We start from the raw sequence: 26395 nt of genomic DNA on the forward strand, positions 1-26395 counted from the left end.
CATGACTCACAAGATCATTCTGGATACGGATCCCGGCATCGACGATGCCATGGCCATTTTGTTCGCCGAGGCGCACCCCGCCATCGACCTGCTCGCCATCACCACGGTATTTGGCAATGCCACCATAGAGAACGGCACCCATAACGCGCTCTGGCTCAAGCAGAAATATGCCATGAAGGCGGACGTGGCCCAGGGCGCCGCGGCGCCGCTCAAACGCGAGCCGGTCGGCCCCACTACCGTCGTGCACGGTCCCACGGGGTTTGGGGATGTGCGTGCCGGGGAGGTGAACATCGAGGCGGATGCCCGTCCCGCCTGGCAATACATCGTCGAGGCCCTGAAGGCGGCCCCCGGCGAGATCACCTTGGTGACCATAGGCCCCCTCACCAACCTGGCGCTGGCATTAAAAGCGGCCCCCGAGATCACCCAACTGGTGAAAGAGGTGGTGGTGATGGGGGGCGCCTTTGGCGTCAACGGCCATCGCGGCAACGTGACCCCCTATGCGGAGGCCAATATCCACGACGATCCCGAGGCCGCCGATTTGGTGTTCACCGCCGACTGGCCCCTGGTGATCATCGGGCTGGATGTGACCCAGCAGAGCTTCTTCAGCAGCGCCTACCTGGATGCCCTGCGCGATGACGCGGGGGAGCCGGGCCGCTTCCTGTGGGAGGTGAGCCGCTTCTACCTGCGCTTCTACTCGGAGAGGATCGGCCTGGATGGCTGCCACGTGCACGACCCGTCCGCCATCGCCTATGTGATAGACCCGACCCTGTTCACCCTGCGGGAAGGGCCGGTGCGAGTTATCCACAGCGGCCCCGCCATCGGCCACACCCTGCAGAAATTCGATGGCAAGCCCCATCCCCACGACGAGTGGGCCCCCTATCCCGCCCAGCGGGTCGGGGTGGCGGTACGGGATCAGGCGCTGCTCTCACTCTATCGGGAGACCCTGGTGGCCTGGGGCCAGTCTCGTTAAGAGAGGCGCTGGCGATGGGCAAAGCGTGAGGTTCCCCCGGTAATCGGTCGCCGATGGGGCCTATACTGAGGCCAACAATGGCATGAAGGAGAAGCACGGATGGCCTGGTTGTCTCTGGTGGTGGCGATAGCCCTGATCTGGTGGCTGATGAAGCTGGGGCGTGGCGCTGTGTTCGAGATCCGGCTCGCCCCCGGCAAGGTGGTGGTGAAGCGGGGATCTGTGTCGCCACGTTTCCTGGCCGAGGCCAAGCGCGTGCTGCAGCACGATCCGGTGCGTGGCCGCATCCTGGGACAACGGGACGGCAACGGGGTGCGCCTCGTCTTCTCCCGTTCCATCCCCGAGCCCGTGGCCCAGCGGCTGCGCAACATCTTCCCCTACGGGGACTATCGCGGCCCGACCCCGGATCCGGATGGGCGCAAGTCCCATTGACGGACGGTAGACGATGACAAACGCCGGGCTCAGCCCGGCGTTTTCTTTCCATCCTATGCACCTTTCCTCAGCTTCAGCGCGGCCCCTGCAGGGGCTTCATCACCTCGATCAGGAAGTCGATGAAGGCGCGGGTCTGGGGCTTCAGGAAGCGACCCCCGCGAAACACCGCATAGATCTCGTCGTGGCGATCCTCATAGGGGGAGGCCTGCCACTCGGGCAGCACGGGGAGCAGGGAGCCATTGTCCAGTCCCTGCTGCACCATCCAGCTCGACAGCAGCAACAGGCCGCAGCCCGCCTTGGCGGCGCACAGCAGCGGCGTGCCGCCGATGGAGGCGAGGTTGCCCTGCACCGGAACGCGCCGCTTCTGGGCTTCCCGCTGGAAGTACCAGTGCTGGCGCTGGCGGCCCTGGCCGCGAATGAGGCAGTTGTGGCTCGCGAGCTCATCGGGATGGGCGGGCTCCCCGTGCTGCGCCAAGTATGCGGGGGAGGCGACCAGCAGGGTGCGGTTCGCCAGCAGGCGGCGGGCGTGCAGGCCGCTGTCGAGGGGTCGCCCGATGCGCACGGCCACATCCACGTTCTCGGCGTCGAGATCCACCAGCCGATTGTCGAGCTCTATCTCGAGGCGCACCTCGGGGTATCGGGCGAGGAAGAGGGGCAGCCGCGGCGCCAGCCAGGCGGCGCCGAAGCTCTCGAACACAGAGACGCGCAATCCTCCCCGCGGCGCCCCGGACAGGGGCTGGAGGGACTGCACCAGCTGATCCGCCTCCTCCAGCAGGGGGATGGAGCGGGTGAGGAAGTACTCCCCCTGCTCGGTCAGCACCAGCTGGCGGGTGCTGCGCTTGAACAGGGGCACCCCGAGCTGTTGCTCCAGGTTGTCTATGGTGCGGGTCACCGAGGAGGGGGCCAGGTTGAGGGCTCGGGCGGCACGGGAGAAGCCGCCGGACTCCACCACCTGGGCCAGGATACGGATGCGATCCAGCATGATTCATCCTTTGCGTAAAATGCAAAACTGTTGCCGATTATGCCCCTATTCTATTCATCCTGGCGGGAGTGAACAATGTCGGTATCGCCCAGGAGGGCGCTCATCCAAGGAGTCTTGCCATGTCCCACCGTATCCAGCTCGCCAGCCAGATCCCCGCCGCCATTCAGGCCATGCGGGGGCTGGAAACCTACCTCGGCAACACCGACATTCCCCCAAGCCTCAAGGAGCTCATCAAGCTGCGCGCTTCCATGATCAACGGCTGCGCCTACTGCATCGAGCTGCACGCCGAGGTGGCGATGAAGCAGCAGGAGAGCCCGCAGCGCCTGCTGGCGCTGGCCGCCTGGCGGGAGTCTCCGCTGTTTGACGAGCGGGAGCGGGCCGTGCTGGCCCTGACCGACGAGGTGACCCTGATCGCCGATCAGGGGCTCAGCGAGACGAGCTATCAGAAGGGGCTGGCCCTGCTCGGGGAGACCCTGCTGGCCCAGTGCCTGATGCAGATCATCACCATCAACGCCTGGAACCGGGTCGCCGTCGCCACCCGCATGGAGCATTCCCACGGCTGATATGGCACCTTAATTGTTAATGTTGTGTTAAATTAAAATAACAACAGAATGTGCTGATGACGGGTCCCGCTGGTGACCCGTTTTTTTTCATCCCGGGGAGGCGGAAATGGAGGGGAGGAAGGGGAAAAAGGGCTCTTTTTCGAATGCAAGAAGTTAATCATACGATCGTTTGATTAATTAATTTTTATTTTTGTGATAGTTTCATGGCGCCAGATCAAGGAACTGGTAAAGAAAGGTCAGGATGGAAGGGAGTGGTATGAGGCCTTTCTTTCCGTTTACCCGTGGGAAATATAAGGATGGATGATGTTTTTGCTTAATTAGTGAGCGTTTTCGGTGGTGTGGAAAATTAACGCAGGATGAATTGCGTGGCTGTGATCCGAGTTAATTGGTCTATGTCAAGTGATTAACATCCAATGTGTGTTTGTATCAGCTTGAAAACAATTTTGGGATTAATTTTTCATGTTGTTCACATGCCTGTCTGATGCAATAAAATGCTGCATTTTTTAATTATACCAATAAGCCTTGGGAAGATGAGGACATTGCATGAGACCTTTTGATGTGAAGAGGGGCTTGGGCGCTTTGCTGTTGATCGCGACTGCTGGCTTGCTGAGCGGCTGCGACATGGCTCTGATGAGCCCCAAGGGGCAGGTTGGTCTGGAGCAGAAATCACTGATATTGACCGCACTCGGGTTGATGCTGATCGTGGTGATTCCTGTGATTATTATGGCGGTGGCATTCTCTCGTAAATACAGAGCATCCAACACCGACGCCAAATATACCCCGGATTGGTCTCACTCCAACAAGATTGAAGCGGTTGTCTGGACCGTACCCGTTATCATCATCGTCATCCTGGCGGTGATCACCTGGAAAACCTCCCACTCGCTGGATCCCTACAAGCCGCTGGAATCGGATGTCAAACCGATCCAGGTCGATGTGATCTCGCTGGACTGGAAATGGTTGTTCGTCTATCCGGAACTGGGTATCGCCTCGGTCAACGAGCTGGCCTTCCCGGTCAATACTCCGGTCAACTTCCGGGTGACCTCGGATACCGTGATGAACTCCTTCTTCATTCCCCAGTTGGGCGGTCAGATCTACGCCATGGCGGGGATGCAGACCAAGCTGCACCTGATCGCCAACGAGGCCGGTCAGTACAAGGGGATCTCCGGCAGTTACAGCGGTGCCGGCTTCTCCGGCATGAAGTTCAAGGCCATCGCGACGCAGGATCAAGCTGGCTTCGACGCCTGGGTTGCCAAGGTGAAGCAATCTCCCAAGATGCTGAGCACCATGGATGAGTTCGATGCCCTGGCCAAGAAGAGCGAAAACCACCCGGTGGAGTATTTCGCGAGCGCCGATCCCAAGCTGTTCGTCAACGTGATCAACAAGTTCATGGGCGGCATGTCCCATGGTGGCCACGAGGCCATGAAGCATGACGCCAAGCAAGAGGGCGCCATGGATCACGACGCCATGAAGCATGAGTCCGCGAATGAGGACACCATGGACCACGAGGCCATGAATCATGACGAGCATGCAGGACACATGGCCACGTCGATGGCTGACAAGAGTGTGAAAGCAGGATCCGAGGAATAATCGATGTTTGGAAAATTGACACTCGAGGCTGTTCCGTACCATGAACCCATCATCATGGTCACGATAGCCGGTATCATCTTGGGTGGGCTGGCCATCGCCGGTCTCATCACTTACTACGGCAAGTGGCAATATCTGTGGAAAGAGTGGCTTACCTCGGTGGACCACAAGCGCCTCGGTATCATGTATCTCATTCTGGGCATGGTCATGTTGCTGCGCGGCTTCGCCGATGCGGTCATGATGCGTGGCCAGCAGGTCATTGCCTCCGCCGGTGGCGAAGGCTACCTGAATGCCCATCACTACGACCAGATCTTCACCGCCCACGGCGTCATCATGATCTTCTTCGTGGCCATGCCACTGGTGATCGGCCTGATGAACATCGTCGTGCCGCTGCAGATCGGTGCCCGTGATGTTGCCTTCCCCTTCCTGAACAACCTGAGCTTCTGGTTTACCGCCGCGGCCGTGGTGCTGATCAACGTCTCCCTCGGGGTCGGTGAATTCGCCCAGACCGGCTGGTTGGCCTATCCGCCCTTGTCGGGGCTGGAGTTCAGTCCGGGGGTCGGGGTCGATTACTGGATATGGAGTCTGCAGATCTCGGGTCTGGGAACCCTGCTGACCGGTGTGAACTTCTTTGCCACCATCATCCGGATGCGTGCCCCCGGCATGACCATGATGCGTCTGCCGGTGTTCACCTGGACCGCCCTGTGCGCCAACATCCTGATCATCGCCTCCTTCCCGATCCTGACCGTCACCATCGCCCTGCTGACCGCAGACCGCTACCTGGGTACCCATTTCTTTACCAATGACATGGGTGGCAACATGATGATGTACATCAACCTGATCTGGGCCTGGGGTCACCCCGAGGTGTATATCCTGGTGCTGCCGGTGTTCGGGATCTTCTCCGAAGTGGTGGCGACCTTCTGCAAGAAGAAGCTGTTTGGCTACACCTCCCTGGTGTGGGCGACGGTGGCCATTACCGTGCTCTCCTTCGTGGTCTGGTTGCACCACTTCTTCACCATGGGGTCCGGTGCCAACGTGAATGCCTTCTTCGGCATCACCACCATGATCATCTCCATCCCGACTGGGGTGAAGATCTTCAACTGGCTGTTCACCATGTACCGGGGTCGCATCGAGTTCAGCTCCCCCATGCTGTGGACCGTCGGCTTCATCATCACCTTCACCGTGGGTGGCATGACCGGGGTACTGCTCTCCGTGCCGGCTGCCAACTTCGTGCTGCACAACAGCCTGTTCCTGATCGCTCACTTCCACAACGTCATCATTGGTGGCGTGGTGTTCGGTTGCTTCGCCGGTATCACCTACTGGTTCCCGAAGGCGTTCGGCTTCAAGCTGGATGACGTCTGGGGCAAGCGCGCCTTCTGGTGCTGGATTGTCGGCTTCTTCGTGGCCTTCATGCCGCTCTACGTGCTGGGCTTCATGGGCATGACCCGTCGTGTCAGCCAGAACATCGATCCCGAGTTCCACGGCTGGCTGGTGGTTGCCGCCTGCGGCGCCGGCCTCATCGCCCTCGGCGTGCTGTGCCAGGTCATCCAGATCGTGGTCAGTATCCGTGACCGCGAGAAGAACCGCGACCTGACCGGCGATCCCTGGGGTGGCCGTACCCTGGAGTGGGCGACCTCTTCACCGCCGCCGTTCTACAACTTCGCCATCGAGCCGAAGATCAAGGGTCTGGATGCCTTCTGGGAAGCCAAGCAAGACGGTAGTGCCTACCGCAAGCCGGCCCAGTATGCCCCCATCCACATGCCGAAGAACTCCGGTGCCGGCGTGATCATCGCGGCCTTCAGCGTGGTGTTCGGCTTTGCCATGATCTGGCACATCTGGTGGATGGCCATCGCCGGCTTCGTCGGCATGATCGCCACCTGGATCATCCACAGCTTCAACGACGATGTGGACTACTACGTACAGGTTGACGAGATCGAGCGCATCGAAGGTCAGCATTTCGACAATATCAACAAGGTGGCCTGACGCTATGGCAACTGACGTACTCCATCACACTCACGGCGCCCATGACGATCATGGGCACCATGATGCCGGTGCCACCAAGGTATTCGGCTTCTGGATCTACCTGATGAGTGACTGCATTTTGTTTGCGACCCTGTTCGCAACCTATGCAGTCCTGGTCAACGGCACCGCCGGCGGTCCCGCCGGCAAGGACATCTTCGAACTGCCGTTCGTGTTCGCCGAAACCATGCTGCTGCTGCTGAGCTCCATCACCTTCGGCTTCGGCATGCTGGCCATGAACAAGAACAAGGTCGCCGCCGTCAACACCTGGCTGTTTGTGACCTTCCTGCTCGGCGCCGGCTTCATCGCCATGGAGATCTACGAGTTCCATCACCTCATCGTCAACGATGCGGGCCCGGATCGCAGTGGCTTCCTGTCTGCCTTCTTCACCCTGGTCGGTACCCACGGTATCCACGTGACCAGCGGCCTTATCTGGATCATCGTGATGATGGTGCTGATCACCAAGAAGGGGCTGACCGAGCGCAACCGTACTCGCCTGATGTGCCTGAGCCTGTTCTGGCACTTCCTGGACGTGGTCTGGATCTGCGTCTTCACCGTGGTCTATCTGATGGGGGTCATGTAATGAGTCATTCTGTTGACAATCACGGCGCCAGCCACGGCAGCGTCAAGTCCTACATGATAGGGTTCGTGCTGTCACTCATCCTGACCGCAATCCCGTTCTGGATGGTGATGGACGGCTCCGCCTCCCACGCCGTGGTGCTCGGCACCGTGGTCGGCATGGCGGTGGTGCAGATCTTCGTGCACCTGGTCTACTTCCTGCACATGAACACCTCCTCCGAGGAGCGCTGGAACCTGGTGGCCCTGGTCTTCACCGTGCTCATCATCGCCATAGTCGTGGTGGGTTCCCTGTGGATCATGTACAACCTCAACATCAACATGATGGTTCACTAAGCGGGTTGATGTGATGATGAAGCAATACCTGCAAGTGACCAAGCCAGGCATCATCTTCGGTAACCTCATCTCGGTTATCGGGGGTTTCCTGCTGGCGTCCAAGGGGAGCCTCGACGTCCCTCTGTTCATCCTGACCATGGTCGGGGTGTCACTGGTGGTCGCCTCCGGCTGCGTGTTCAACAACTACATCGACCGGGACATCGACTGCATCATGGAGCGCACCAAGAACCGCGCTCTGGTGAAGGGGTTGATAGCGCCGGGGGTCTCGCTCTGGTATGCGAGCGTACTCGGCGTTGCGGGCATTGCACTGCTCTACTTCGCGGCCAATCCGTTGGCCGCCTTGCTGGCAGTGCTGGGCTTCCTGGTCTATGTGGGGGTCTACAGCCTCTACATGAAGCGCCACTCGGTCTATGGCACCCTGGTGGGCAGCCTCTCCGGCGCCGCACCGCCCGTCATCGGCTACTGCGCGGTGAGCGGCCAGTTCGACTCGGGGGCGCTGATCCTGCTGGCGATTTTCAGCCTGTGGCAGATGCCGCACTCCTATGCGATCGCCATCTTCCGCTTCAAGGATTACCAGGCCGCCAACATCCCGGTGTTGCCGGTGGTGAAGGGGATCTCCGTGGCCAAGCACCACATCACCCTCTACATCCTGGCCTTCATGGTACCGACCCTGATGCTGTTCCTCGGCGGCTACGCCGGTTACAAGTACCTGATCGTCGCCACGGCGGTGAGCGTCTGGTGGCTGGGGATGGCGCTGTCCGGCTACAAGGCCGCGGTGGATGACTCCCTCTGGGCCCGCAAGCTGTTCATGTTCTCCATCGTCACCATCACCTGCCTGAGCGTGATGATGTCGGTGGACTTCCAGCCCGATGCGGCGCCGGTCCTGGTGACCATGCTGCCTTGAGTTGCTGTGATATGACGCAGGAAAATCAATAGAATCCAGAGCCGGGAACCTTCCCGGCTCTGTTATTATGTGGCCCCCGTGCGGGGCGTATTCCCGATGTCTGTCGGGTGGCGGCAGGGCGCCATTCACCCGGACTCCTTCTCTCTTCTTGTCTATCGAGGCCATCATGAATGATTTCACCATGACGAGGGGCGAGCGACGCGCCACCTGGGCGCTCGGCTCCGTCTTCTCTTTGCGCATGCTCGGCATGTTTATGGTGCTGCCGGTGCTGACCACCTATGGCATGTCCCTGGCCGGCGCCTCCGAGGCGCTCATCGGTCTGGCCATCGGCATCTACGGCATGACCCAGGCCCTGCTGCAGATCCCCTTCGGCCTGCTCTCCGATCGCATCGGCAGAAAGCCCCTCATCGTCGGCGGCCTGCTGATGTTTGCCGCAGGCAGTTGCATCGCCGCCCTGAGCGACTCCATCTGGGGGGTCATCGTCGGCCGCGCCCTGCAGGGCAGCGGTGCCATCTCGGCCGCCGTCATGGCCCTGCTCTCGGATCTCACCCGGGAGCAGAACCGCACCAAGGCCATGGCCTTCATCGGGGTGAGCTTTGGCATCACCTTCGCCGTCGCCATGGTGACCGGGCCCCTCATCACCCACGCCCTGGGCCTGTCCGGCCTGTTCTGGCTCATCGCCCTGCTGGCCCTGGCCGCCATCGCCCTGGTGATCTGGGCGGTGCCCAGGCCCGAGGCCCATCTGCAGAATCGCGAGTCCGCCATGGTGCGCGGCGGTTTTCGCACCGTGCTGACCAACCCGCGCCTGCTCAAGCTGAACCTCGGCATCCTCTGCGTGCACACCCTGCTGATGTCGAGCTTCGTGGCGCTGCCGCCGCTCTTGGAACAGGCTGGCCTGCCGCGAGACAGCCAGTGGCAGGCCTATCTGGTGACCATGTTGATCGCTTTTGTTAGCGTGGTGCCCTTCATCGTCTACGCGGAGAAGCGCCGGCAGATGAAGCGGATGTTCCAGCTCTGCGTGCTGGTGATGCTGGTTGCCGAGCTGGTGCTCTGGCAAGCGGGTCTGCAGCTCTGGGGCCTGCTCGCGGGGCTGCAGATCTTCTTCATCGGTTTCAACGTGATGGAGGCGCTGCTGCCGTCGCTCATCAGCAAGGAGTCCCCCCCCGGCTACAAGGGCACCGCCATGGGGGTCTACTCCACCAGTCAGTTCATCGGGGTCGCCATCGGCGGCAGCCTGGGTGGCCTGCTCTACGGCACCGGGGGGGGGCCCCTGGTGTTTGGCGGCTGCGCCCTGCTGGCGCTCATCTGGTTCGGGATCAGCCTCACCATGCAGGATCCTCCCTATGTAAGCAGCCTGCGCATCGTGCTGCCGGCAGGGGTCGCGCCGACGCCAGCCCTCGAACAGAAGGTGCGCGCCTGCGACGGGGTGAGCGATGTGTTGCTGGTGGCCGAGGAACGCTCCCTCTACGTGAAGGTGGATACCAAGCACCTGAGTCGCAGCGATCTGGAGCGACTGATAGCCGCCTGAGGCTCGGGGCGGCGGCCGGACTCCCTTGCTATGCTGAAATCCCCAAGCAAGGAGGACGCCCCCATGTCATATGTGGATGGATTCGTACTGGCCGTGCCCACGGCCAACAAGCAGGCCATGATCGACCATGCGAAATACATAGATCCCATTTTCCTCGAGCTCGGCGCCACCCGGGTGCTGGAATGCTGGGGGGACGACGTGCCCCACGGCAAGCAGACCGATTTTTACCGCGCCGTGGCGGCGAAGGAGGATGAGACCGTGGTCTTCTCCTGGGTGGAGTGGCCGGACAAGGCCACCCGGGACGAGGCGATGCAGAAGATGATGCAGGATCCCAGGATGGATCCGGGCAGTCCCATGCATCAGCAGATGCCGTTTGACGGTGCCCGCATGATCTACGGCGGTTTCAGTCCCGTGCTGGAGTTCAAGGCCTGACACCGTCCCTGCTGCCGTGCAAAAAGCCCGCCAATCGGCGGGCTTCTTTATGGGCGCTCGTTATGCAAGGGCCTCAGGAGGCGCGCCAGAAGGGCTTGTCCCCGAATATGGTGGCCCTGTGCATCACCCGCCGGGCCGGCAGGTAGTCGGCGTTGGCGTAGTGCTGGGTGACCCTGTTGTCCCAGATGGCGATGTCGTTCTCCTGCCAGCGCCAGCGTACCTGAAACTCGGGGCGGCGGATGTGATCGAACAGGAAGCCGAGCAGCGCCTCGCTCTCCCGGGCGGGCAGCTCCGGCAAGCGGGTGGTGAAGCCCTCGTTGACGAACAGTGCCTGGCGCCCGCTCACCGGGTGGGTGCGCAGCACCGGATGGCGCAGGGGCGGGTTGCTGGCCACCGCCGCCTGCCAGCGCTGGCGCTCGGCTTCGCTGCCCTGATGGCGATGGGCGGGGAAGGACTTGGTGAAGTTGTGCTCGGCCTCCAGCCCTGCCAGCAGTTTCTGCAGGGGCGGGGAGAGGGCCGCGAGCGCCGCTATGCCGCTGGCCCAGAGGGTGTCGCCCCCGGTCGGCGGCAGCTGCTTGGCGGCCAAGATGGCCAGCGCCGGCGGTGTCTCGATGAAGGTGACGTCCGTGTGCCAGTTGTCGTTGTCCGGCGGGTTGTCGTCATGGGTGTCGAGCACGATGATCTCCTCCGCCTCCTCGCTGTGGGGATAGACGGGGTGGATGTGCAGATCCCCGAAGCGGTTCGCCAGGGCCCGCTGCTCCCGCGGCGTGATGGGCTGGTTGCGGGCAAACAGCACCTGGTATTTGAGCAGGGCCCGGTGCAGCTGCTCGAAATGCCTGAGGCTCAGGGGCTGTGCCAGATCCAGTCCGGCGATCTCGGCACCTATGTGGGGGCCCAGCGGGGTGATGGTCAGCTTGTCGGTCATAGTCTCTCTCCATGGGATGTCAGAGGGTCAGCCTGCGCGGCAGGGCGCGCAGGTCCGGTTCCAATACGAAGGCGATATGAACCATCACCACGGGGGCCGATGTTCAGCTGGTCGGTCATGATGTTTCTCCATGCCAGGGGGTCAGTTTGCGCTGCAGGGCGCGCAGGCCCAGTTCCAATACGAAGGCGATCACCGCGATCACCAGAATGCCGGCCAGCACCACGTCGGTGGCCAGAAACTCGCCGGCGGATTGCACCATGAAGCCCACGCCCCGGGTGGCGGCAATCAACTCGGCCGCCACTAGGGTGGACCAGCCCACGCCGAGGCCGATGCGAAGCCCGGTCAGGATCTGGGGCAGGGCCCCCGGCAGGATCACGTGCCAGAGCACCTGAATCCGGGTGGCGCCGAGCGCACGGGCCGCCCGCAGCCGCACCGGCTGGGCGCTCTGCACCCCGTCCAGGGTGGCCATGGCCACGGGGGCGAAGATGGCCAGATAGATGAGCAGCACCTTGGAGGTCTCGCCGATGCCAAACCAGATCACCATGAGCGGCAGGTAGGCGAGCGGCGGTACCGGCCGGTAGAGCTCGATGAGGGGATCCAGCACCCCGCGCACCGTGGGGCTGAGCCCCATGGCGATACCGGCCGCTATGCCAAAGACCGCCGCCGCCGTCAGGGCGATCAGGATGCGGCCGAGGCTCGCCCCCAGATGTTGCCACAGGGTGGCGTCCATAAAGCCCTGGGGCCCGGCGATGGTGACGAGCTGGCCCAGCACCCGCTCGGGGGGCGGCAGAAACAGGGGGGCAATCCAGCCCAGATGCGCCACCAGCCACCAGAGGGCCAGCAGGGCGGTCAGGGTAACCAGGCTCAGGCCAAGTCGGCGGCCGAAGGGCCAGCGCAAGGCTCGCCTGCTGTTGATAGTGGCGACGGGCGCGTCCAGGGGTTGGATCAGGGTCTGGTTCATGCGAAGGCCTCCCGCTCGGCGAACACCCGGCCGAGCACGTACTCCCGCCGCTCGATAAAGGCCGGATCGGACTTGATGCTGCGGCTGGACTCCCCGGCGGCAAAGCGGCGGCCGAAGTCCAGGGTAAGCTGCTCCAGCACCCGGCCGGGGGAGGGGGAGAGCAGCACCAGGTCGGTGGCCAGAAACACCGCCTCCTCGATGTCGTGGGTGATGAGCAGCACCTGGCGGCGGCCCAGGGACCACAACCGCAGCAGCAGGGTCTGCATCTGCTCCCGGGTGAAGGCATCCAGGGCGCCGAACGGCTCGTCGAGCAGCAGCAGTTGCGGCCGGGTGGCCAGGACCCTGGCGATGCCGACCCGCTGGCGCTGGCCGCCGGAGAGCTGCCAGATGGCGCGATCGCCGGCCCCCTCCAGCCCCACCTGACGCAGCAGATCCTGGGCCAGCACGGTGCGCTCGGCCCTGGGTACCCCGGCCAGTTGCAGACCGAAGGCCACGTTGTCCTGCACGTCGCGCCAGGGGAGTAACCCCTCACTCTGGAATACCACGCCGCGCTCGACCCCGGGCCCGGTCACCGGCTCGCCTCCTAGGCTTATCTGGCCGTGGCGGCAGGGTTCGAAACCGGCCACCAGGTTGAGGAGGGTAGTCTTGCCCGAGCCCGAGGGCCCGAGTACCACCATCAGCTCCCCCTCGGCGAGGGAGAGGCTGATGTTGTCGAGCACCTTTTTGCCTGCGTACTCGGCGGATACATGGGATATCTGCAGCATGATCGCCTCCTCTGGCTTATTGAGGCAGTGCTTTCACGAAGCGGTCGGTGACGAACTGGCGATAGTCGCCGGCGGCCTTGGCCACCTTGCCCTGCCCCTCGAGGAAGCGTGCGGTGTCGACTATGGTCTGGTTCACCAGAGAGGCGAGCTCGTCGCTCTGGGCACGGGCGTCCAGGTAGGTGTTGCCCTTGACCAGCTCAGGGATATCAACCTCGGGCACGCCGCTCAGGCGGGAGAGCTTGCCGAGGTTCTCCGACCGGGCCAGCCAGCCCTCGGGGTTGTCGAGATAGCCGCGCTGGGCCGCGAGTGTGCTGCTCACGAAAGCCTGCACCACCTCGGGGTGAGCCCTGGCGAAGTCCTTGCGCACCACCCAGACATCCAGGGTCGGCGCCCCCCATTGCCCTACCTGGGCCGAGTCGGTCAGCACCTTGCCCTCTTTGCTGAGCTGGTTGAGGGCCGGGGCCCACACATAGGCTCCGTCGATGTCACCGCGCTGCCAGGCGGCGATGATGGCCGGCGGCTGCAGGTTCACTATCTGCAGCTTGGCCGGATCGACCCCCCAGTGCTTGAGGGCCGCCAGCAGGCTGTAGTGGGTGGTGGAGGTGTAGGGCACGGCGATGCGCTTGCCGACGAGATCCTGAGGGTTAGCGAGTCCTTGCTTCACCACCAGCGCTTCGGAGTCGCCGAGCTTGGAGGCGAGCAGGAACACCTCGATGGGCACGTTCTGGCTCGCCGCCACCGCCAGGGGGCTGGAGCCGATATTGCCTATCTGCACGTCGCCGGAGGCGAGCGCCCGCACCACGCTGGCGCCGCTGTCAAACTTGCGCCACTCCACCTTGGCGCCGCTCTCCCTGGCGAAGGTGTTGTCGGCCTGGGCCACCTTGGCGGGCTCGGCGGAGGTCTGGTAGGCGACGGTGACGTCCACCGCCTGGGCGGACTGGCTGAGCAGGACGGATGCCGCCAGCCACAGAGAGATGCCTTTCGCTGTCATGATGCACTTCCTTGTCGGGGGTGTTGGAAGCCACATCTTTGTCCAAAGTACTGCTGGGAATGAAGGAACGAGAAAGGTGTTCTCATGCCTTATGGTTCTTAGAAAAAATAATGAAAAATAAATCATTGTTTCATATATGTTGGATTGCCGCAGAGTTCCACTGTAATTAATGGGCGGTGTTAATAGAGTGAGCCAAGTAATACTGCATCAGCTATTAAATTTCACATGGTAGTATTTAAGTTAATTGCTATGCCAATTTTCAAGCATAGTTTGTTGGACTCTATTGAGCTCTAGTGGTAAAGTGTTTGAGCTTTACATAGCGTCTAACATAACAATAGATAAACTTGGGTTAATACAATGCATTGGTATCTTTCTGTTCTTAAAAAATACGCAGTACTACGTGGGCGAGCTCGTCGTAAAGAGTATTGGATGTACAGCCTCCTCAACATTCTGGTTGGTAGCGTAATTTGTATGGTGTGTGCCTTGTTTGCTAGCCAAGAAGTTGGTGTCTCAGTACTCTTTGTTTATTTGTTATTTACCGCCATCCCCGGTTTTGCGGTGACGGTCCGTCGGTTGCATGATACCGATAGAAGTGGGTGGTGGATCCTCATATCCTGTATTCCTGTGGTTGGACCGTTTATTTTTCTCTACTTTAGTTTCTGTTCAGGGACTATAGGGGCGAACCGTTTTGGTGAAGACCCTAAAGAAGCATAAACACTACTGACAGAACAAAAAAACCGCCATTCGGCGGTTTTTTTGTTAGAGCGCCTTAACGCTCGATCAGCGGCGCCGAGCGATAACTCCAGAGGCCATAGGTGCGCAGGGCATCCCGGTAGATGCCGAGCAGCTCGCCGTCGCTCACCTTGGCGAGGGTGGAGAGCGGCTTGTCCGGGTAGGCGACGCTGTCCACCTTGAGCCCGGCGGGGCCGCTCTGCCAGCTGGCGATCTCCAGCAGGCTCTGGCCCCGGCGCACATGGCTGGCGGAGCTCACCAGGGTAGCGAACTCTATCTGGTGGCGGGCGAGGGCATAGCCGCTGTAGAGGGCGTTGTCCACCGTGCTGGTGGCGTAGTTCTCCTCGATGATGCGGGATCTGTCGATCCCCTTCTTCACCAGCCAGTCCGCCATCAGCTTGCCTTCGGTCTGCCGGTTTTGGGGCACGCCGCCTGTCACTATGATGAGGGCCGCCGGGTTGGCCTGGGCCAGCACCCGGGTGGTCTCGAGGCGCCCCAACAGGATGTCGTTCATGGTGCCGTCGGGGTTGAGGGCATAACCCAGGGTGACGATGGCGCGCCGCCCGCTCTTCTCCACCCGACCCTGGCGCTCCTTGAGGGGGGTGGCGACCACCCTGTCCACGGTCTCGAAGAGGCGCTGCAAGTCGGCGGCGCGCCCGCCATTGAGTTCACTCACCCGCTTGAAATAGCCGTCGGCCTTGGCCTGGTTGCCCTTGAAGCGCTGCCAGGTGGCCAGGTAGCTGTTGATGTCGAGATCGTCGGGGGCGGCGGTGAGCGCCTGCTCGAACAGGCCGATGGCCCTGTCCACGTTGCCGTTGTAGATCTGGGCGTTGGCCGCCGAGATGAGGAGATCGGTGCGATAGGGCTCGAGCTGGTGGGCCTGCAGCAGCAGATCTGTCACCTGCTCCATGTTGCTCGGCATCTTGGCGGTGAAGCCGGCATCGGAGACCCGGGCCGGCGACTTGAAGATGTGCAGGGCATCCGCCAGCAGCTGATCCACCACCTGGCGCTTGCTGATGTACTGCTCGTAGTTCTGCTCTTTTTGCAGGGAGCGCACCGGGGCGGCGTCGACGCTCGGGATCAGGGCCGGCAGCGCCAGCAGGCTGGCCAGGGTCAGGGCAATCGCGGTTCTTTTCATCGAGGGCTTCCTTGGGGCAGGGGAGCTTGCATTCTCCTGCCGCTTTTCCAATAAAAACATGAGCTTGTTCTTGGCATTCTACCCCGTTTGGGATGAAGAAAACGTGAACCGCTCCGGCGAACCCGAAATGGCCCCCCCATCACGGCTGGCCGAGCCGCTCGTCGAGAAAGGCGAGCCAGGCTGCCACCTTGGCAGGCAGGTGGCGGCGGCGCGGGTAGAGGCACCAGATGCCGTGCTCTGGCAGCCGGTAGGCGTGCAGCACGGGCACCAGCCGGCCGGCGGCGAGATCCTCCCCCACGATGAAGTCCGGCATGTTGCCGATGCCGAGTCCCGCCAGCAGGGCGCTGTGGATGGCGTCGCTGTTGTTGACCTCGAAGTTGCCCTTGGGGGTCACCCCCACCTCGCCCTCAGGGCCCAGCAGGCGCCACCGGGTGCCACCACGGAACAGGGAGTAGAAGAGGCAGTTGTGGCGCTCGAGATCGCTCGGGGTCTCGGGCACCCCCGCCCGGGCCAGATAGGCAGGTGCGGCGCACAGGGTGCTGTGGCAGGGGGCGAGGCGGCGGGCGATCAGGCTCGAGTCCTCCAGGGCGCCGATGCGCAGCCCCACGTCGAACCCCTCGGCGATGAGGTCCCGCTGCTCGTCGCTCATCTCGAACTGCAGCTGCACCTCGGGGTAGCGGGCGAGAAAGTCGGGGATGAGGGGCACCACATAACGGCGGCCATAGACCATGGGCACTGTCACCCGCAGCAGGCCCCGGGGCGCCGCTTGGAGGGCGCCGATGGCATCCTCTCCCTCGCCGGCTAGGCGCACCGCGTGGCGCACCGTCTCGAAGTAGCGCTCTCCCGCCTCGGTGAGGCTGAGGGAGCGGGTGGTGCGATAGAGCAGCTGGCAGCCGAGCAGCTGCTCCAGCTGGTTCACCTTCTTGCTGAGCGCCGACTTGCTGCCCCCCAGCTGGCGCGCCGCGCCTGAGAAGCTGCCCGCCTCCACCACGGCGACGAAGGCGGGGAGCAGGGCGAAGGCATCCTGGTTCATGTCGTTCTCGAACTGGAAACAAAGTTGTGACGTTATGGTGGATTATCCCCTTAACAAAGACAATCTATCCTGCTCCTATCGTGTTAACGGAGCCTAGCCATGTCATCCACATCCATCACCTCTCTCGGTTCGCTGCGCTTCCAAGGGGAGCAGGCGATCGGGGCCCTGGCGGCCTTCGGCGCAGGCCTCTTGCTGGCGCTGATGATCGACCGCAACGGCGCCCTGGCCCAGGCTACCGACCCCTGGCTCGCGAGCTGGCTCGCCCACGGGGCAGGCACCCTGGTGGCCGCCCTGTTATGGGGTCTTATGGCCAGAGTGAGTACTAACCGCAGAAGCAGAGCAGGGACCGCAACGGCGGGGAAGATGCCCGTCGAGCTCGGCTCCCTTGCCCCCTCCTCAGCGCCAGATAGCAACAGTACCGGCCCCAGCCAGGACGCGCCTGCCCCTGTTCAGGCGAAGGCAAGGCCTGCCCAGGTGGAGAAGGTCCCGCTCTGGGCCTGGCTTGGCGGCCTGCCGGGGGCGCTCACCGTGGTGCTGGCGGCCTTTTGCCTCAACTCACCCCTAGGTATGGCGGGCACCCTGGCCCTGTTGCTGCTCGGTCAGCTGCTGTTTGGTGCCCTGTGCGATGCCCTCGGTTGGTTCGGCCTGCCCCGCCGCCGCCCAGAGGGGATGGATCTCTTCGCCACCTTCTTGGTGATGGCTGGCGCCCTGCTGATCGTGCTGGGGCTGTGATCGCGCGGCGTCTTTGATTACGCGAGTAGGGAGAGCTCTGTGGCGCTGTCGATGCGTTGGGATCGCTCCCCCCTTTGCTCACCCTGAACCCGTTTTATCGATAAGGAGAGAATGATGACCATCTTGATCCTGCTGGGATTGCTCAACGGCGTGGCGGTCAGCCTGTCGCGCACCCTCAACGGCCGCCTCGCCACCGCCCGCGGAGCCCTGGGTGCGTCCCTGGCGAACCATCTGCTCGGCTTCCTGCTGCTCGGCGCCATGTTGCTGTTGACGGGGGCCCCCTGGGAGCGGCTCGCGGGGCTGGATCCCTGGCTGCTGGTGGGCGGGGTGCTGGGGGCGCTATTTGTCGCCATCAGCAGCTGGGCCATAGGTCGGGTCGGTGCCCTGGCCTGTGCCCTGCTCATCATCACCGGCCAGCTGGTGGGGGGCGTGGCCCTGGATGCCCTGGCGGGGCGCCTCGGCTGGGACGACCTGTTCGGCGTCGCCCTGGTGCTGGCCGGGGCCGGGTTGCAACGGGCCTATGCCGGGCTAAAAATGCCTCGTTGAGCGGCGATGGGGCATGCACTCGCTGAGCGTGAGGCGACATAGGGGGAGTGCTGTTCTTGAGCTGGATTTCAAACGATGGGAGGGCGTTTATCGAATTGCGAATGGGGGCGGGTCTGTATGCAAAAAGCCCCTGCCGGTCTGGTCAGGGGCCTGGCTTGAGGGATTACTGGATAAATTGCTGCTGTGACAGCAGTTCATCGAATACCGGGTTTGGCATGGTCTGACTGAGCGAGTCAGGGGTATCGCCAGCCGGGTGTTCCGACAGGATCCGCGGCTCACCGGCAGTGCCTGTGGCGTCTTGAGTGACGGGCGCCACCCGGGCTAGCAGGCCGTCCATCTCATCATGACTGAGCAGATCGCTGACGGCTATCCGGGTCTCTACAGGGCTGGTCGGCTCCGCAGCTTTGTGGCCGGTGGGCAGCACTATGAGCTCGTCCTGTGCCTCCGAGCCGAGCAATGGGGCAGAGAAGACAGAGTAGGATGCCTTCTCCTGGGCCCCCAGGGTCAGCGGTGAGGGAGAGATGCCCCCCTGCAGATCGGTGACATCGATAGCCAGAGAGGTATCCGCGGTATCGCCATCACCGTCACGCAAGGTGAGCAGGAATTTGTCCTGCCCATTCCCATGAATATCCTTGGCCTGATAGTCGTACTGCCCGGTTTCAAAGTTCAGTGCCAGCTTGCCGTTGGTCGTATCCAGCGTCAGCTTGGCGCCGTCGGCCACCTTGTTGTCAGCTGGACCGTCATGGAGGAAGATGCCGCCCTTGGCCTGGTCGTAGAAGTAGGTACGGCCATCGTAGTTCAGGCTCTGCACCCACTCCCCCTCGACGGAATGCTGGGTGAGGTCGCCGTGCAGTTGGCCTGGCACCGACTCGGTCAGGATGTTGACGACATCGGCATCTTCTACCTGAATGGCAGACCCACCCTTGCCGGCCAGGGGTTCCAGATACTCGAGTGAGGCGCTTTTGCCAATGGCCAACATGTTCATGTTGTCAAAGGGGTGGCCATGTTTGTCCATGATGTGATCCATGGATTCACCCAGGATGAGGAATTGCTCAGCCTTGGTCGGTTCCACCCTGCCATTGAGCAGATCCTGATAGTGCTTCTCTCCGCCCACCTCATCCGGGCTGATGCCACTCATCAGCCGGTCACGTATCTCCTGGGACTTGTAGGCCCCGCTGGCCCAGTAACCGAAGTCAGAGGGCGCGCCGTCGGAGAGGAAATAGAACTGCTTGCTAGTCCCCTCCATGGCGGTCTGATCCTGCTGGTTGCCCAGAATGGCGTCCACCTGGTTCAGGGCCTGGTAATAGGGTGTCCAGCCTGCCGGGGAGAGGGTGTCGAAGAACTTCTGGATATCCTCCAGAGAGTGCAGCCAGCCTGAAGTCTGACCATCCGGATAACCCGCATGAGTCGCAATCTTGAATTGCACGTCGCCCATCTTGTCATATTGCTCGAACATCGCCTTGATGGCCTGCTGGGAGATCGACCAGCGGGTCGTCCATTGGCCGTTGCCATCGCGCACGTAGTCCTTCATCGAGCCGGACATGTCCAGCGCTATGATGACGGAGTTGGACTGCGGTGCCACATCGCCCACCGTATGAGTGATGGAGGCAGGGGTGGGGGCGCTGTCGATGATATCGACGATCAACTGCCCCTGGGTCTGCTGATTCCCGATCTGGATATTCATCTCGAAGGGGAGGGAGAGCAGGTCCTTGCCCTGGCTCCCGTGGTCCAGCGGCCGGAAGAGATCCAGCTGATAGGAGCCGTTCTGCGGGTCAAGCTGCGCACTCAGCACATCGACCCTCTGCCCCCCTTCCACGATGAATCCCGTCAGTTGCAAACCATCCTGACTGACCTCGTAGGCGAGGGGATTGCCGCCACTGCTGACCTTGCTGCCGTCCTGTTGAGCCGCAAACCGATACTCGTGGGGCGTTGCCTCGTGGGCGCCGGGCAACAGGCCCTCGCTGCGAGCTGGGGTCCCATTACCCAGATCGCTCTCCTGCAACTCGACATGGAGCAGAGCTGGGTCGGAGAGGGGATCCCCAATGATGGTGACATTGACGCTGGCTTTGTCGGTCGCCCCGTGGGTGTCACGGATGCTGTATTCGAATTCGATCGACTTGGCCTCTCCCGGGAGCAGATCACGTTGCCCCGCCGGCAGGGCCTGGAGGTATTTGGCGGGATCGAAGAACAGCTTGCCATCCACCAGGGTGACATAGTCCGGGTAGCTGCCCTCCACGATAGCGATCGCATCCTGATTGGGGTCCGAGTCATTGCTCAGCACGTCGAGGGAAAGGCTGCCCGTCTCGTTGGTCTGGAATGCCTGATCGAAGTGGGTCAGATCCGCGGTGACCTTGGTGATGAAGTACTCGGAGCCTTGAGGGTCGACGATGCCATCTTTATAGCCAATCGCCGACATCTCTATGCTGTCGAAGTAGCGGCCGGCGGCGTCGATCTGGAGGGTCTGCTTCCCACCCGACGTGCCTTCGAAGATGCCGCTCGTGACCAGTTCACCCTTGTAGAAGGCTTTCCAGACACCGCGCTCACAGCCGGGTTCCCAGCCACCACTGGCACGATCGGACCACAGGTTCCTGACCTCAATGGAAGCGTGATGGGCCAACTGCCCCTGCTGGAAGGTAAAGCGCATGGCTTCGCTCTTGTCTTCACTGTCCAGATAGCCGATCTGGCCCGCCTGAACCGCATCCGCCTCGGGTTGCTCGATATCCGATTTCACTCCGAAGCGATGATCGCCATCGCCGGTGTAATCCGACTTCTCGGCATCGGCGACCCTGGTTCCGGTTGTCGCATCGATGACATAGTAATCCACCTTGATATCGCCGCTGGTGTCCCAGTTTTCACCATTGAGGGTGACAGTCTGCCGGCTGCTGAGGCCATCATCCCGGGCATCGGGTGCCTCGTTAGTACCGGTGATGGATACGGTGACGGTGTGCTCGGCGGAGCCGTCGGCGCTCTGGACCACGAAGTGCTCGCTCGGCAGGGTCTCGCCCTCTTTCAGGGCCTGCACGGCGGGGTCGTCGTTGTCGAGCTGATAGCGCCAGTTGCCGTCGGCATCGATGGTGAAGCTGCCGTGGGCGCCCTTGATAGCGGTCTGGGGCTGGAACATCGCTTCGCCGTTATCGACGTCGGTGGCGACCAGCTTGCCACCGGTGATGAGGGTCACATCTTCCTTGACCGCGCCCTGGTCGGCGCCCGGGGTGGCGACGTCGATGGTGGCATTGTCGTTGGTGCCGGTGATGGTGACGGTGACGGTGTGCTCGGCGGAGCCGTCGGCGCTCTGGACCACGAAGTGCTCGCTCGGCAGGGTCTCGCCCTCTTTGAGGGCCTGCACGGCGGGATCGTCGTTGTCGAGCTGATAGTTCCAGTTGCCGTCGGCATCGATGGTGAAGCTGCCGTGGGCGCCCTTGATAGCGGTCTGGGGTTGGAACACCGCCTCGCCGTTGTCGACGTCGGTGGCGACCAGCTTGCCGCCGGTGGTGAGGGTTATGTCCTCCTTGACCGCGCCCTGGTCGGCCCCTGGGGTCGCGACACTTATGGTGGCGTTGTCGTTGGTACCGGTGATGGTGACGGTGACTGTGTGCTCGGCGGAGCCATCGGCGCTCTTGACCACGAAGTGCTCGCTCGGCAGGGTCTCGCCCTCTTTGAGGGCCTGCACGGCGGGATCGTTGTTGTCGAGCTGATAGCGCCAGTTGCCGTCGGCATCGATGGTGAAGCTGCCGTGGGCGCCCTTGATAGCGGTCTGGGGCTGGAATACAGCTTCGCCATTGTCGACATCGGTGGCGACCAGCTTGCCGCCGGTGGTGAGGGTCACATCTTCCTTGACCGCGCCCTGGTCGGCGCCCGGGGTCGCGACACCTATGGTGGCGTCGTCGTTGGTGCCTGTGATGGTGACGGTGACCGTGTGCTCGGCGGAGCCATCGGCGCTTTTGACCACGAAGTGCTCGCTCGGCAGGGTCTCGCCCTCTTTGAGGGCCTGCACGGTGGGATCGTTGTTGTCGAGCTGGTAGCTCCAGTTGCCGTCGGCATCGATGGTGAAGCTGCCGTGGGCGCCCTTGATAGCGGTCTGGGGTTGGAACACGGCCTCGCCGTTATCGACATCGGTGGCGACCAGCTTGCCGCCGGTGGTGAGGGTTATGTCCTCCTTGACCGCGCCCTGGTCGGCGCCCGGGGTGGCGACGCTTATGGTGGCGTCGTCGTTGGTGCCGGTGATGGTGACGGTGACCGTATGCTCGGCGGAGCCGTCGGCGCTCTTGACCACGAAGTGCTCGCTCGGCAGGGTCTCACCCTCTTTGAGGGCCTGCACGGCGGGGTCGTCGTTGTCGAGCTGATAGCTCCAGTTGCCGTCGGCATCGATGGTGAAACTGCCGTGGGCGCCCTTGATAGCGGTCTGGGGCTGGAACACCGCCTCGCCGTTATCGACATCGGTGGCGACCAGCTTGCCGCCGGTGGTGAGGGTCACATCCTCCTTGACCACGCCCTGGTCGGCCCCTGGGGTGGCGACGTCGATTGTGGCGACATCGTTGGCGCCGGTGATGGTAATGGTGACGGTCGCCGGGGCGCTCTGGTTACCCTTGGGATCCGTTGCAATATAGGTAAAGGAGACCTGCCGAGTTTCCCCCTCGCGCAGGGATTGAAATTCCGCCGGGGGGATAAATACATAGCTGCCATCTGGATTTAATACCAGGTGGCCTTTATCTACATCCGTGACAAGAGCATATCCGTGAGGATTGATACCATCGGTATCGATATCCTGTGCCGTCGGCACCTGTGCATAAAATGCCTGAGTATCTTCCGAGATAATATGGCTTTGACTGAATGCGACGGGATCGTGATCCCTCTCTTCGGGAGTATATTCGCCCAGGATATCCCGGTATCGGATAAATTCAGGGGCATCATGTGCCGTGTCGAAGCCAGCATTGGAAATCGTGGTGTGATTGGTGCGGTCGGTCACTACGGCACCGGCATTGCCAGAGCCTGTGGTCAGGCCTGAACCATCGCCGCCACTGGCGGTGGCTTGTGCGATCTCGGTCGGATCTTCGCCATTCAGAATGGCCTGCTGGATTGCTGCAAGCTCCTGCTGATCGCTTGGGGAAAGTGGCTCTGTGCTTAAGCTGGCGGCCGGTTGAACAGCTTCGGAGGCCTCTGGCAGCTGGGCAGGTGGGCTGAGTTCGACCTCTGATTTGGACACCAGCAGGGCGCCCTTGGGGATCAGGTCCCCTATCTGGACGATTTTTATCGAACCATCATTTAATACCAGCCAGGACTGACCCTGAGCATGGGTAATTTCCATCGGTTGATCGAGCAGGATTCTGAACATGTGATGCTTTTCCTAATGGTCTGAACTATTTATATTTTTGTTATTTATTGTGTGGTGCATATTAAAGGCGTTCATTATATGAACGGCCATGTTCGTTCAGACGTAAAATAAAGATTTTTAAAAGATTTAAATGAAAAACGTTTTTCAGGTGACGTTCACTGGATGCCGTGTCTAATACTTTTCTAGTACCAATATCCGATATTGATATTCATTTTCACAAGCAATGAGCCACCTTGCTTTGAATATTGGCTGCCTTGTGGCAGTTATTTTGGAATGGGTTTTGTCAGCGACAAAAAAATTGCTGGGGCGAATCGTTTTACCGCTTTTTATGTGACGTGAATCGCTGTACTATCGCCGCCCGACCTGCCAGTCGCCGCTTCTCCCGCGCGGCTGGCGTCACCGATACTCGCCGTCACCCGGAACGTGAATGACCCCAGGATGGGACCCGCCACTGAACCGTAGGTTTGTGGTTTGTGTGTCGCGTGGTCGGCACGCCCCGCCTGACGTCCTCGCGCCCCCCGTCTGCAGACTTGCCATATGAAACTCCTCTCTTCATAGGTGCAAGATGACCCTGTTATTGAGTCTGGTCGGCATGCTGGCCCTGATGTTTATCGCCTGGCTGGCCAGTGAGAACCGCCGCGCCATCCGCTGGCGCACCGTGCTCGGGGCCCTGGCCCTGCAGACCGGTTTCGCCGCCCTGGTGCTTTACTTCCCCCCCGGTCAGCTGCTGCTCGGCGCCATGAGCAACGGCGTCTCGGCCCTGCTCGGCTTTGCCGACAGCGGCATCCGCTTCGTGTTCGGCGATCTGGCGAGCAACGGCTTCATCTTCGCGGTGCGGGTGCTGCCCCTGGTCATCTTCATCAGCGCGCTGATCGCCGTGCTCTATCACTTCGGCATCATGCAGTGGGTGATCCGGGTGCTGGGGGGCGGCATTCACCGCCTGCTCGGCACCAGCCGCGCCGAGTCCCTGGTAGCCACCGGCAACATCTTCCTCTCCCAGGGGGAATCTCCCCTGCTGATCCGCCCCTTCCTGGCGGGCATGACCCGCTCCGAGCTGTTTGCCGTGATGACCTGCGGCATGGCCTCGGTGGCGGGCTCGGTGCTCGGCGGTTATGCCGGCCTCGGCGTGGATCTCAAATACCTCATCGCCGCCTCCTTTATGGCGGCGCCGGGGGGCCTCTTGATGGCCAAACTGCTGGTGCCGGAGCAGGAGCGGGTGCGAGAGCAAGACGAGATCACCCTGGACAAGAGCGATTACAACAACGCCATCGACGCCCTGGCCGGCGGCGCCATGGGGGGCATGAAGATAGCCGTGGCCATCGGCACCATCTTGCTGGCCTTTGTCAGCGTCATCACCATGCTCAACGCTGGCTTCAGCGCTGTCGGTGAGTGGTTTGGCTGGCCAGAGCTCTCCTTGCAACTGCTGCTCGGCTACCTGTTCGCCCCCGTCGCCTGGCTTATCGGGGTGCCAAGCAACGAGATGATGGCGGCAGGCTCCTTGATTGGCCAGAAGGTCATCATGAACGAGTTCGTCGCCTATCTGGACTTTGCCAGCATCAAGGAGAACTTGAGCGCCCACACCCAGATCATCATCACCTTCGCCCTGTGCGGCTTCGCAAACCTGGGGTCCATCGCCATCCAGCTCGGCTCCATCGGCACCATGGCGCCGGAGCGCCGCCACGACGTGGCGAACATGGGCCTCAAGGCTGTGCTGGCCGCCACTTTGGCCAACTTGATGAGTGCGACCCTGGCCGGGATCTTTGCCTCACTGGGTTAAGGCCCGGGATTCTGGTCCAGAGAAGATGTCAGTTCATTAGGCTTGCTAATGTCATTGGCAACTTAATCATAAAAAATGATAAAGCCCCGTCTCGCCGCAAGGCAGGACGGGGCTTTTTACGTTGTTGGGGATAGATTCTCGGCCTGATGTCGCAGATGTCGGATGTATCGTGGGTGTTGCTGCCGATGGAATCGAGGAGGGGGGGCTTTATTGGGTGATCAGGCTGGCGGCCAGTCTGTGAAGGTAGTCATAGCTGTGCCATTGCAGGGTGCAGAGAGTGAGGAGTAGAGTGGCCCCAAAAGCCCCAAAAGCCCCAAAAGCCCCAAAAGCCCCAAAAGCCCCAAAAGCCCCAAAAGCCCCAAAAGCCCCAAAAGCCCCCGGAGCCCAGTGGCGGAGCAGCACCCGAAAGGCATGTAGTATGCATAGAGCCATGCCCACCTGATAGATCAAGGCTAATGCCAGCTCAATCAAATCCGATATGCCGTACGCATCGTTCGGGTTGTGATAAAGGTGGTCGTAGCCAAAAGCGCGAAATCCGAGCCGGGTGAGAAACAGGAAAAAGCAGAGAGCGACTAGCCTTGTTGTCTTTCGATTCATCTCGGTCATAAAAGGGATTCAGTCGTCGGGACTGTCATTTTTGTTATGGATGTCGGCTGAGGAGGTTAACAGGAACCTCGGCTTATCCGCGCATCCAGAAGCTGAAAAACAAAACACCGGCGCTGGGCCGGTGTTTGGGATAGGCTGTCGAGCCCTGAGCAGGGCGCGGCAACGCTTAGGCGTAGAAGGCTTCGACGGTGCCCTTGACGGTGATCAGCATGGCATTACCGTAGCGATCCTTGGCCTTGGGGGAGGGGATCTTCACCCAACCTTCGCTGATGCAGTACTCCTCGACATTGGTGCGCACCTTGCCGTTCACGCGAATGCCGATCTCGTGCTTGAAGCACTCCGCCACATGGTGCGGGCTGCGCGGGTTGGCCGCCAGACGGTCGGGTAGGGCCGGTTTGTTGTCGTTCATTTTATAGACCTGAGTTTGATAAAAAGTGGGCCATTGTAGGCAATGCCCGCCGTGGGCTCAAGGCTGGTGGCACGCAACTTCACCTTCACTTCACCGAGCGGGGATAAGGTAGGCCCACATTTTCAG

24 protein-coding genes are annotated in these 26395 nt (G+C 61.6%); 14 read left to right on the top strand and 10 right to left on the bottom strand.

Annotated elements, in window-relative coordinates; all coding sequences use genetic code 11:
• Position 1 precedes the first annotated feature (1 nt).
• Positions 2–970: a nucleoside hydrolase gene (locus ACRCYW_RS03580; protein ID WP_438548798.1), complete on the top strand. Its 969-nt coding sequence runs from the start codon at positions 2–4 to the stop codon at positions 968–970.
• Between the two features lie 99 nt (positions 971–1069).
• Positions 1070–1399, top strand: a complete 330-nt coding sequence (locus ACRCYW_RS03585; RefSeq protein WP_438548799.1) for a DUF3634 family protein — start codon at positions 1070–1072, stop codon at positions 1397–1399.
• Positions 1400–1472: 73 nt separating this feature from the next.
• On the opposite strand, the gene ACRCYW_RS03590 is transcribed toward ACRCYW_RS03585, so the two are convergent.
• Complete coding sequence (locus ACRCYW_RS03590; RefSeq protein WP_438548800.1) at positions 1473–2381, bottom strand: LysR family transcriptional regulator; 909 nt, start codon at positions 2379–2381, stop codon at positions 1473–1475.
• A 119-nt stretch (positions 2382–2500) separates the two neighbouring features.
• Between ACRCYW_RS03590 and ACRCYW_RS03595 the strand changes: the two genes are divergently transcribed.
• From ACRCYW_RS03595 to ACRCYW_RS03630, 8 genes are all read left to right on the top strand, one after another.
• Complete coding sequence (locus ACRCYW_RS03595) at positions 2501–2944, top strand: carboxymuconolactone decarboxylase family protein (RefSeq protein ID WP_438548801.1); 444 nt, start codon at positions 2501–2503, stop codon at positions 2942–2944.
• 543 nt (positions 2945–3487) lie between these two features.
• Positions 3488–4531 (top strand): cytochrome o ubiquinol oxidase subunit II, encoded by a 1044-nt coding sequence (gene cyoA / locus ACRCYW_RS03600; protein ID WP_438548802.1) that lies wholly within the window; start codon positions 3488–3490, stop codon positions 4529–4531.
• Between the two features lie 3 nt (positions 4532–4534).
• Positions 4535–6511 carry a cytochrome o ubiquinol oxidase subunit I gene (gene cyoB / locus ACRCYW_RS03605; protein ID WP_438548803.1) on the top strand — a complete coding sequence of 659 codons (1977 nt, stop codon included), beginning with the start codon at positions 4535–4537 and terminating at the stop codon, positions 6509–6511.
• 4 nt (positions 6512–6515) lie between these two features.
• Positions 6516–7130: a cytochrome o ubiquinol oxidase subunit III gene (locus ACRCYW_RS03610; protein WP_438548804.1), complete on the top strand. Its 615-nt coding sequence runs from the start codon at positions 6516–6518 to the stop codon at positions 7128–7130.
• The gene (locus ACRCYW_RS03615; RefSeq protein WP_349918678.1) at positions 7130–7459 is read left to right on the top strand and encodes a cytochrome o ubiquinol oxidase subunit IV; all 330 of its coding nucleotides are present in this window, start codon (positions 7130–7132) and stop codon (positions 7457–7459) included. Before ACRCYW_RS03610 ends, ACRCYW_RS03615 begins: the two co-directional genes overlap by 1 nt.
• Positions 7460–7469: 10 nt before the next feature.
• Positions 7470–8363 (top strand): heme o synthase, encoded by an 894-nt coding sequence (gene cyoE / locus ACRCYW_RS03620; protein ID WP_349918677.1) that lies wholly within the window; start codon positions 7470–7472, stop codon positions 8361–8363.
• Positions 8364–8529: 166 nt separating this feature from the next.
• Positions 8530–9891, top strand: coding sequence for an MFS transporter (locus tag ACRCYW_RS03625; RefSeq protein ID WP_438548805.1), 1362 nt, complete (start codon positions 8530–8532; stop codon positions 9889–9891).
• Positions 9892–9954: 63 nt separating this feature from the next.
• On the top strand, positions 9955–10323 hold the full coding sequence (locus ACRCYW_RS03630) for a DUF1428 domain-containing protein (protein ID WP_438548806.1): 369 nt from the start codon (positions 9955–9957) through the stop codon (positions 10321–10323).
• 73 nt (positions 10324–10396) lie between these two features.
• Here ACRCYW_RS03630 and tauD read toward each other — a convergent pair whose 3' ends face one another.
• From tauD to tauA, 4 genes are all read right to left on the bottom strand, one after another.
• The gene (gene tauD, locus ACRCYW_RS03635) at positions 10397–11248 is read right to left on the bottom strand and encodes a taurine dioxygenase (protein WP_438548807.1); all 852 of its coding nucleotides are present in this window, start codon (positions 11246–11248) and stop codon (positions 10397–10399) included.
• 115 nt (positions 11249–11363) lie between these two features.
• Positions 11364–12209: a taurine ABC transporter permease TauC gene (gene tauC / locus ACRCYW_RS03640; RefSeq protein ID WP_438548808.1), complete on the bottom strand. Its 846-nt coding sequence runs from the start codon at positions 12207–12209 to the stop codon at positions 11364–11366.
• Entirely contained in the window at positions 12206–12973 is a 768-nt protein-coding gene (gene tauB / locus ACRCYW_RS03645) for a taurine ABC transporter ATP-binding subunit (protein ID WP_438548809.1), read from the bottom strand. The genes tauC and tauB overlap by 4 nt, the downstream gene beginning before the upstream one ends.
• A gap of 16 nt (positions 12974–12989) precedes the next feature.
• Entirely contained in the window at positions 12990–13964 is a 975-nt protein-coding gene (gene tauA / locus ACRCYW_RS03650; RefSeq protein ID WP_438548810.1) for a taurine ABC transporter substrate-binding protein, read from the bottom strand.
• Positions 13965–14321: 357 nt separating this feature from the next.
• Between tauA and ACRCYW_RS03655 the strand changes: the two genes are divergently transcribed.
• Positions 14322–14678 (top strand): DUF805 domain-containing protein, encoded by a 357-nt coding sequence (locus tag ACRCYW_RS03655; protein ID WP_438548811.1) that lies wholly within the window; start codon positions 14322–14324, stop codon positions 14676–14678.
• Positions 14679–14733: 55 nt separating this feature from the next.
• Here the strand turns inward: ACRCYW_RS03655 and ACRCYW_RS03660 are convergent, their stop codons facing one another.
• A complete protein-coding gene (locus tag ACRCYW_RS03660) occupies positions 14734–15834 on the bottom strand; it encodes an ElyC/SanA/YdcF family protein (RefSeq protein WP_438548812.1) in 1101 nt (366 codons plus the stop codon).
• Between the two features lie 139 nt (positions 15835–15973).
• Positions 15974–16867 carry a LysR substrate-binding domain-containing protein gene (locus ACRCYW_RS03665; RefSeq protein ID WP_438548813.1) on the bottom strand — a complete coding sequence of 298 codons (894 nt, stop codon included), beginning with the start codon at positions 16865–16867 and terminating at the stop codon, positions 15974–15976.
• Positions 16868–16966: 99 nt separating this feature from the next.
• Between ACRCYW_RS03665 and ACRCYW_RS03670 the strand changes: the two genes are divergently transcribed.
• Both ACRCYW_RS03670 and ACRCYW_RS03675 read left to right on the top strand, forming a co-directional pair.
• Positions 16967–17599, top strand: coding sequence for a DMT family transporter (locus ACRCYW_RS03670; RefSeq protein WP_438548814.1), 633 nt, complete (start codon positions 16967–16969; stop codon positions 17597–17599).
• Between the two features lie 114 nt (positions 17600–17713).
• Complete coding sequence (locus ACRCYW_RS03675; protein ID WP_438548815.1) at positions 17714–18145, top strand: DMT family transporter; 432 nt, start codon at positions 17714–17716, stop codon at positions 18143–18145.
• Positions 18146–18308: 163 nt separating this feature from the next.
• On the opposite strand, the gene ACRCYW_RS03680 is transcribed toward ACRCYW_RS03675, so the two are convergent.
• Positions 18309–23477 (bottom strand): retention module-containing protein, encoded by a 5169-nt coding sequence (locus tag ACRCYW_RS03680; protein WP_438548816.1) that lies wholly within the window; start codon positions 23475–23477, stop codon positions 18309–18311.
• A gap of 565 nt (positions 23478–24042) precedes the next feature.
• Here ACRCYW_RS03680 and ACRCYW_RS03685 point away from each other — a divergent pair.
• Entirely contained in the window at positions 24043–25254 is a 1212-nt protein-coding gene (locus ACRCYW_RS03685) for a NupC/NupG family nucleoside CNT transporter (protein ID WP_438548817.1), read from the top strand.
• Positions 25255–25461: 207 nt separating this feature from the next.
• Here ACRCYW_RS03685 and ACRCYW_RS03690 read toward each other — a convergent pair whose 3' ends face one another.
• Both ACRCYW_RS03690 and ACRCYW_RS03695 read right to left on the bottom strand, forming a co-directional pair.
• Entirely contained in the window at positions 25462–25860 is a 399-nt protein-coding gene (locus ACRCYW_RS03690; RefSeq protein WP_438548818.1) for a hypothetical protein, read from the bottom strand.
• A gap of 166 nt (positions 25861–26026) precedes the next feature.
• On the bottom strand, positions 26027–26269 hold the full coding sequence (locus ACRCYW_RS03695; RefSeq protein ID WP_438548819.1) for a DUF3297 family protein: 243 nt from the start codon (positions 26267–26269) through the stop codon (positions 26027–26029).
• Between the last annotated feature and the right edge of the window lie 126 nt (positions 26270–26395).

It is taken from the genome of Aeromonas sp., assembly GCF_051657805.1.
GTDB lineage: Bacteria > Pseudomonadota > Gammaproteobacteria > Enterobacterales > Aeromonadaceae > Aeromonas.